The sequence below is a fragment of the Bradyrhizobium sp. genome, from assembly GCF_016462955.1.
GTDB lineage: Bacteria > Pseudomonadota > Alphaproteobacteria > Rhizobiales > Xanthobacteraceae > Bradyrhizobium.
Genome location: NZ_JAEMSD010000084.1, coordinates 2,657 through 10,303 on the forward strand (window position 1 = coordinate 2,657; position 7,647 = coordinate 10,303).

The 7,647-nt window shown below is 63.4% G+C and carries 9 protein-coding genes; 4 read left to right on the forward strand and 5 right to left on the reverse strand.

The window, feature by feature from the left end; translation table 11 throughout:
- Positions 1–294, reverse strand: a 294-nt coding sequence (locus JHD07_RS11815) for a YciI family protein (RefSeq protein ID WP_291622168.1), incomplete at its 3' end; no start/stop codon positions are given.
- 357 nt (positions 295–651) lie between these two features.
- Here JHD07_RS11815 and JHD07_RS11820 point away from each other — a divergent pair.
- The 4 genes from JHD07_RS11820 (at position 652) to JHD07_RS11835 (ending at position 4,627) form a co-directional block, all read left to right on the forward strand.
- Positions 652–2,316: a PAS domain-containing methyl-accepting chemotaxis protein gene (locus JHD07_RS11820; RefSeq protein WP_291622170.1), complete on the forward strand. Its 1,665-nt coding sequence runs from the start codon at positions 652–654 to the stop codon at positions 2,314–2,316.
- Positions 2,317–2,491: 175 nt separating this feature from the next.
- A complete protein-coding gene (locus JHD07_RS11825) occupies positions 2,492–3,280 on the forward strand; it encodes an SDR family oxidoreductase (protein ID WP_291622172.1) in 789 nt (262 codons plus the stop codon).
- A gap of 126 nt (positions 3,281–3,406) precedes the next feature.
- Positions 3,407–3,844, forward strand: a complete 438-nt coding sequence (locus tag JHD07_RS11830; RefSeq protein WP_291622174.1) for a hypothetical protein — start codon at positions 3,407–3,409, stop codon at positions 3,842–3,844.
- 432 nt (positions 3,845–4,276) lie between these two features.
- A complete protein-coding gene (locus JHD07_RS11835; protein WP_291622176.1) occupies positions 4,277–4,627 on the forward strand; it encodes a hypothetical protein in 351 nt (116 codons plus the stop codon).
- Between the two features lie 25 nt (positions 4,628–4,652).
- Here the strand turns inward: JHD07_RS11835 and JHD07_RS11840 are convergent, their stop codons facing one another.
- The 4 genes from JHD07_RS11840 to JHD07_RS11855 all read right to left on the reverse strand — a co-directional run bounded on the left by JHD07_RS11840 (position 4,653) and on the right by JHD07_RS11855 (position 7,411).
- Positions 4,653–5,066, reverse strand: coding sequence for a VOC family protein (locus tag JHD07_RS11840; protein ID WP_291622178.1), 414 nt, complete (start codon positions 5,064–5,066; stop codon positions 4,653–4,655).
- A 29-nt stretch (positions 5,067–5,095) separates the two neighbouring features.
- Positions 5,096–5,635: an SRPBCC family protein gene (locus tag JHD07_RS11845; protein ID WP_291622180.1), complete on the reverse strand. Its 540-nt coding sequence runs from the start codon at positions 5,633–5,635 to the stop codon at positions 5,096–5,098.
- A 125-nt stretch (positions 5,636–5,760) separates the two neighbouring features.
- The gene (locus JHD07_RS11850; RefSeq protein ID WP_291622182.1) at positions 5,761–7,047 is read right to left on the reverse strand and encodes an RNA polymerase sigma factor; all 1,287 of its coding nucleotides are present in this window, start codon (positions 7,045–7,047) and stop codon (positions 5,761–5,763) included.
- 1 nt (position 7,048) lies between these two features.
- Positions 7,049–7,411 (reverse strand): YciI family protein, encoded by a 363-nt coding sequence (locus JHD07_RS11855; RefSeq protein WP_291622184.1) that lies wholly within the window; start codon positions 7,409–7,411, stop codon positions 7,049–7,051.
- Positions 7,412–7,647: the final 236 nt, after the last annotated feature.

Below are 7,647 nucleotides of genomic sequence, written 5' to 3' on the forward strand. Positions count from 1 at the left end.
CTTCCTGGCCCACGCGATCGCCTCCGCGCGCGAGGCAACCTCGATCATCCAGTAGCCGCCCAGCACTTCCTTGGCTTCGATGAACGGTCCGTCGGTCACGACCGGAACGCCGGTCACAAACGAAACGCGAGCACCCATCGACGGCGGGTGCAGGCCGTCCAGCGTGATCAACACGCCGGCATCCTCGAGCGCCTTGTTGTAGCGCATCATCGCCGCGACACGCTCCGGATCGAGTTGCACGTCCGGCGGCGCAGCCTCGTAGCCGAGCGGGATCATCAACATCATGAATCGCATGGTGCTCCTTACCCTGGTTGTCAGGGAGAGCAGGTGCGAGCCGCCGCCCTCGCCTTCAAGACGAACAAAGGTCCGGCGAACCGACACGTCGACGCGAATTTTTGGACTCGACTAGCGCAAACCGGAAAAATAATGCGCGCCCCTCCCGTACAACTACGGGTCGCTTTATGAACTCCATCGTGCATATGGAGCTGAAACGCCCAAGAGTTGAATGACTTAAAAAGCACGCCGTAAAATCGCGGAACTCAATCGGGCTCTCCCTTAGTTTACAGATGCTCAAGAAGAGCATGCAACTTTTTCCTTCCACACCCGTACGACGATCCTCCAATTTGCCACCGGGAACATTGCGGAGCTCACGTGTTCAATTTCCAAAGCAAGAAGATCAGGCATGCTATCGCAGAGGTCGAGGCGCTTGACCGCTCGCAGGCCGTGATCGAATTCGACCTCGACGGCACCATACTCGATGCCAACGAGAACCTCCTGAAGATGAGCGGCTACACGCTCGCCGAGATCAAGGGCAAGCACCACAGCATCTTCGTCAGTCCGGTCGAGCGCGAGAGCGCCCGCTATCGCGACTTCTGGGCCAGCCTCAACCGGGGCGAGTTCCAGACCACGCAATACAAGCGCTTCGGCAAGGGCGGCAAGGAAGTTTGGGTCCACGCCTCCTATGCGCCGCTGCGCGACGAGAACGGCAAGGTCGTCAGCTTCATCAAGTTCGCGACCGACATCACCGCATCCAAGATCAAGACCATGGAAGATTCCGGCAAGATCGCCGCCATCAATCGCGCCCAGGCGGTGATCGAGTTCAACATGGACGGCACCATCATCAGCGCGAACGAGAATTTCCTGAGCGCGATGGGTTACTCGCTCGACGAGATCAGGGGCAAGCATCACAGTATGTTCGTAACGCCGGAAGACCGCGCCAGCCCCGCCTATGCTGCCTTCTGGGCCAAGCTGAATCGCGGCGAGTACGAGGCAGCCGAATACAAGCGGCTGGGCAAGGGCGGCAAGGAAATCTGGATCATCGCCACCTACAATCCGATCCTCGACGAGAACGGCAAGCCGTTCAAGGTGGTGAAGTTCGCTACCGACGTCACCGCGCAGAAGATGAAGGCCGCCGACAATGACGGCCAGCTCGCCGCCATCCAGAAGTCGCAGGCCGTGATCGAATTCAACATGGACGGCACGATCCGCACCGCCAACGAGAATTTCCTGAAGGCGATGGGTTATTCGCTGGCCGAGATCAAGGGCCAGCACCATTCCATGTTCGTCGAGCCGAACGAGAGGAATTCGGCGGCCTATCGCCAGTTCTGGGAGACCCTCAACCGCGGCGAATACCAGGCCGCCGAATACAAGCGGATCGCCAAGGGCGGTCGAGAGATCTGGATCCAGGCATCCTACAACCCGATCTTCGATCTCAACGGCAAGCCCTACAAGGTGGTGAAATACGCCACCGACATCACCGCGCAGGCGATCGGCCGCAAGAAGGCCGACAATGCGCGCGGGCTGATCGACGCGGTTGCGGCCGGCAGCGAGCAGATGAGTGCGTCGATCCGCGAGATCTCCGAAACCATGGCGAAATCGCGCGAGACATCCAAGGTCGCGACGACGCGGGTCGAGTCCGCGGACAGTCAGGCCCAGAAACTGGCCGCGGCCGCACAAGCAATGAGCGGCATCGTGGAGATGATTTCCGGCATCACCAGCCAGATCAACCTGCTCGCACTCAACGCCACGATCGAGTCGGCCCGTGCGGGCGAGGCCGGCCGAGGTTTTGCGGTGGTCGCCTCCGAGGTGAAGAACCTCGCGAGCCAGGCCAAGCAGGCGACTGACACCATCACCTCGGAGATCGACGCCCTGAACGTCATCTCCGGCGACGTCGCCGGCTCCCTCACCGCGATCAAGGCCGCGATCGCCGCCGTGAACGAGTTCATCGCCTCCACCGCCGCCGCAGTCGAGGAGCAGAGCATCGTGACGGCCGACATGTCAGCCAACATGCAGCGCGCCTCCGCGGAGCTGGCGTAGGCGCCCACTCCCCGATCTCGGCCATTCTTCCGGGACCGCTGAACGAGCGGGCCCTCGGGGTGGCGGTGCATGCGCGAGCTCCGGCATAAGTACTTCCTCGTCGGGACGAAAGCGAAGTAAAAGGGCGCCGGCCGCCTCAAAAGCTTCCGTTTCCGACAGAAGGACTGATCAGCCTATGCCGCAAGCCTCGCAAAAAGTCGCCCTCGTCACCGGAGCCGCACGCGGCATCGGGCTTGCGACCGCGAAGAAGTTCCTCGCCGAGGGCTGGCACGTGGCGCTGCTCGACATCGAGGGCGAGCTGCTCGGCCGCACCGTCGCCGAGATCGGCCGAGACGATGCGACGCTGGCCCTGACCTGCGACGTCTCGGACGAAGCTGCCGTGAGCGATGCGATCGCGGCGATCGAGGACCGGTTTGGCCGGCTGGATGCGCTCGTCAACAATGCCGGGATCGCAGTGTTCGCACCGCTGATGGAGACTTCGGAAGCCGACTGGCGCCGCGTGCTCGAAGTCAACCTCACCGGGCCGTTCCTCTGCACCAAGGCGGCGATACCCTTGATGCGCGAAGGCCATGGCGGCGCCATCGTCAACATCACCTCGATCTCGGCGGTGCGCGCCTCGACGCTGCGCTCGGCCTACGGCACCAGCAAGGCGGGCCTTGCGCATCTCACCAAGCAGCTCGCGGTCGAGCTCGCCTCCCTCAACATCCGTGTCAACGCGGTCGCGCCGGGGCCGGTCGACACCGCGATGGCGAAGCAGGTGCACACCAAGGAGATCCGCGCCGACTATCACGACGCCATTCCGCTCAACCGCTACGGCCTGGAGGAAGAGCTCGCGGAGGCGATCTACTTCCTGTGCTCGGGAAGCGCGAGTTACATCACCGGCCAAATTTTGGCCGTGGATGGCGGCTTCGATGCAGCCGGGATCGGCCTGCCGACGCTGCGCGGGCAACGACGGAATGGGTAGGCACGAGATTTGTAGGGTTGGCAAAGGCGTGCAAGCGGCCTGCTCATCATTTCTCCGGATATGAGGCGGCAATGCCGGGCGCGCGACGCTTTGCCCATCCTGCAAGAGCGAGTTGGTGGAGAGTTCATGCGACGCATCTCATTCCTGACGGCCCTGATGCTCGCATCCGCGCTGCTCGCCGTCACGCCCGCGGCGGCTGAAATCCGCATCATCCAGTCTCCGGGTGGACAGGTCGGGCCGTTCCTCGATCTGTTCGAGAAAGTGCGCGACAGCGGCGAGCGCGTCGTGATCGACGGTCCCTGCCTGTCCGCCTGCACGCTGGTGCTGAGCATCGTGCCTGGTGAGCGCATCTGCGTCACCAAACGGGCCGTGCTGGGCTTCCACGCCGCGCGTTCGGTCGACCGGCGCGGACGCTTCTACGCGGAGCCGGAAGCATCGGTCGCGGTGCTTGCGGCCTATCCCAGCCCGGTGCGGGAGTGGATCAGTCGCCGCGGCGGCCTTACCTCACGGCTGCTGCTGTTGAAGGGGCGAGATCTCGCCGCGATCTATCCGCGTTGTCGCTGATGCAACCGGCAACGGCCGCTGCGCTCGCTGCCAGCGTGCGCAGAAGGATTAGCGCGAGCGGGCGCCGGTTGCGTCTCTCAAAAGAGAGACTGTAACGCCGGCATCAGCTTCGCGCTGGCGCAGATGAGCATTCCCCAAAGAGCAAAATTGATTTGCAGCGCCGCCGCCATCGGTCGCTCCCCTCCAAAACGTCCATCCCGAATTTGTAACTTTTATGAAAAAATAGCGATTCCAGCATGCAGTTCATAGCCCAATATTTCGCCAATTGTTGTGCGATGCAGTTGGATTCACCACGCGCTTCATTGCGCCGCAATCTGCTGCGAGAGTACGATTCGTAGGCCGGCGAGTTTGTTTTGCCTTGAGTTCCATTGAACCGACGACGCGCGCGTCCCAGTGGATTGTTCGCGTCGTTTACGGAGGCAAAGGCCCGGCATGATTCGGCACGGCTTCATCTTGCTCACTTTTTGTACAGTGCTGATCGGATGCGCAGACGCCCCGGCGCAGGAACGTCGCTCCTTCGCATGGGATGGTCTTGGCAAGGATCCGAACCGTCCGCATGTCGCCAAACGGCGCGTCACGGACGGCGCGCCGGCGGCACCTGATCCCAATCAGGAGCGGGAAAAGGTGCTCGGCACCTTGCGCCCCTATTCCGAGGCGTGGTGGACGGTGCATGACGAAATACAGGCGGAGAACGACCGGCAGCTCGGCAGCAAGCTCGTGATCTGCCCTCGCTGTGTGGAGTCCTCGCCGTCGCGCCAGGACGTCACCGGATCAGTTAGGTAGGAGAACCAACGGCCGGCCGCGCCCGTCACATACCCTCGGCCGGGCAGTTCACCATCCAGGGAATGCCGAATTTGTCGGTGCACATGCCAAAGCCCTTTGCCCAGAAGGTCTTGCTGAAGGGCATGGTGACGCTGCCGCCGTCGGCGAGCGCGTTGAACTTGCGCTCACCATCCGCGGGATCCGTGACCGTGATCGAGATCGAAAAGCCCTGCGGCTTGTTAAAATGTTCGGCCGGGGCGTCGGATGCCATCAGCACGCTGCCATCGGGAAACGACATCCGCGCATGCATGATCATCTTCTCGCGGCCTGGCGTCGCCGGCACCTCCGGCGGCGCGTCCGACGCGCGCATCATCGCCTCGATCTTGCCGTCCAGAATCCTGGCGTAATAGTTGAACGCCGCTTCGCAATTGTCTTGGTAGAACAGATAGGGATTGAGCATCGTTCTCTCCTCTTCGCTGGCTGTGGGACCTATTGCTTCTCGGCGAGCCTTTTCAGGCTGGCGAGGCCGGTCTCGAAATCCTTGCCGATCATGCTGTCCATGTTGATGAACACCTGCATGAGCTTGGACAGGAATGGGGCCGGACCGTACATCGCCCATGTGACGAGTGTGGCATCGCCCTGCGGCACAAAGGTGAACTCGGCGGTGTTGTGGCCCTCGAACGGCCGCTCGAAATCGAGCTTGATGCGCAGCTTGGAGGGCCCGTTCGCGTCGAGAATCTCCATGCGTCCGGCGCCGACATTGTTGTTGCCGTCCCAGGCGTAGGTTGCACCCTTGCCGTCCGCAGCTCCGCCGAAAGTCCGCTTCATGGCGGGATCGCGGCTCTCATACGGGGACCAGGCGGTCCAGCGATGAAAATCGGCAACGTACGGGTAGATCGCGCCCGCCGGCGCCTTCATGGCGAGGCTGCGCTCGACGCGGAATGTGTCGGGTTTCGTCAGGGCGAAGACGAGGATACCCGCAAGCCCGATGGCCAGCACGACGGCGATGATGGCAATGGCTTTCAGCATGGAGGGCTCCCGGTGATACGCGCAAAGGACGAACGCGAACGGCGGGGGCCGACAATCAACTGAATGTTTTTTTGACGTCATTCCGGGCGGTCCGAAGGACCAGACCAGGAATGACGCGTCCCGCGTCACTTCGCCTTCGCGCTTTCCTTTGCCTTCGGCTGGCTGTCCCGGATCAGGCGGTCGAGATGCATCCGGATGTGAGCGGCTTCGGCCGAGGTGTTGGCGAGCGCGATGGCGCGGTCGAAGGCTATTCGGGCCTCGTCGTTGCGGCCGAGCTGCATCAGGAAGGCGCCCCGCACGCCGTAAAAATGGAAATAATTGGCGAGCTTGGTCGCGAGCGGCTCGATCAGTTCGAGCGCGGCCTGTGGCCCGCGCACCTTGGAGACGGCGACCGCGCGATTGAGCGTCACCACCGGGGACGGCTGCACGACTTCGAGCGCGCCGTAGAGCAGGTCGATCTGCGTCCAGTCGGTCTCCTGCGGCGTTGCCGCGCGCGCATGCAGCGCGGCGATTGCAGCCTGGATCTGGTAGGGCCCGCTGCGGCGGTGGCGCATCGCCTTGTCAATCAGGGCGAGGCCCTCCGCGATCATGGTACCGTTCCACAGGGACCGGTCCTGGTCGTCCAGCAGGACCAGCGAGCCATCTGCGGCGAAGCGCGAGGCGCTGCGGGCGTGCTGCAACAGGATCAACGCCGTCAGGCCCATGATCTCCGGCTCGCTCGGAAACAGCCGCAGCAGCAATCGCGCCAACCGGATCGCCTCCTCGCAGAGTGGCTTCCTGATCTCCGCAGTGTCCCCGCTCGCCGAATAGCCTTCGTTGAAGATCAGGTAGATCATCGCGGCAACGCCCGCGAGACGCTCGGAGCGCTCTACCGCCCCGGGCGTCTCGAACGGCGTCCCGGCCTCGGCAACCTTTGCCTTGGCCCGTGTGATGCGCTGCTCCATCGCCGCTTCCGAGACCAGAAAGGCGCGCGCGATCTGCTTCACGGTAAGGCCCGAGACGATGCGCAGCGCCAGCGCGATCTGCTGCGTCGCCGGCAGTTGCGGGTGGCAGCAGATGAACATCAGCCGCAGGATGTCGTCGCGATAGTGCGAACCGTCGAGGCGCTCGGCCAGCGCGCCTTCCGCGTCGTCGAGATCGGAGATCGCCTGGTCGTCCTCCGGCAGCGGCTGCTGCCTGCGGGCGCGGCGCACCTCGTCGATCGCGACATTGCGGCCGACCATGATCAGCCAGGCGGCGGGATCGCGCGGCGGCCCGTTCTGCGGCCAGGCCTTGAGTGCGCGCAAGGACGCGTTCTGAAACGCCTCCTCCGCGGTATCGAGATCGCGGAAATAGCGCAGCAGGGCGCCCACCGCCTGGGGTCGCGCCGAGGTCAGCGCAGTCTCGATCCAGGCGGTGTCGGCCTCGCTCACGTCAGATTCCTCCGGGCCTGAACACGCCGACGGGACGCACCTCGTAGGCGCCGCCGGGATTGGCAGAGCCCAGCTCGCGCGCGACGTCGAGCGCGTCGTCGAGGTTCTTGCAGTCGACGATATAGAAGCCGAGCAGCTGCTCCTTGGTCTCGGCATAGGGACCGTCGAGCACCAGCGGCGGGTCTTCCTTGCGCAGCGTCGCCGCCGCCGTGGTCGGCAACAGCCGCGCCACGGGCCCGAGCCGGCCCTGGCTGGCGAGATTCTCCTGCACCACGGCGAGCTTCTTCATCACGGCCTCGTCCTGGTCCTTGCTCCAGGAGCCGACGAAATCCTCATCGTGATAGCAAAGGATGGCGTAGAGCATGAGCGGCACTTTCCTCGTCTGTTCTAAGGACGCGCCAATATGCCTCGCCCCGACAGGGCTGCGGAAAAAAATTGCAAGAAAAATCCGGCAGATCGTGCCAAGGAGAGCCTTCTCGAGCGGAACTGAAAGAGGCACTTCGAATGACCACGGGCACACTGGCCGTCCTGATCAACAGCACGCAGCAGAATTGGCTGCCGGAGCGCTGGAAGGCCCGCTTCGACGGGGTCTGCGGGGGC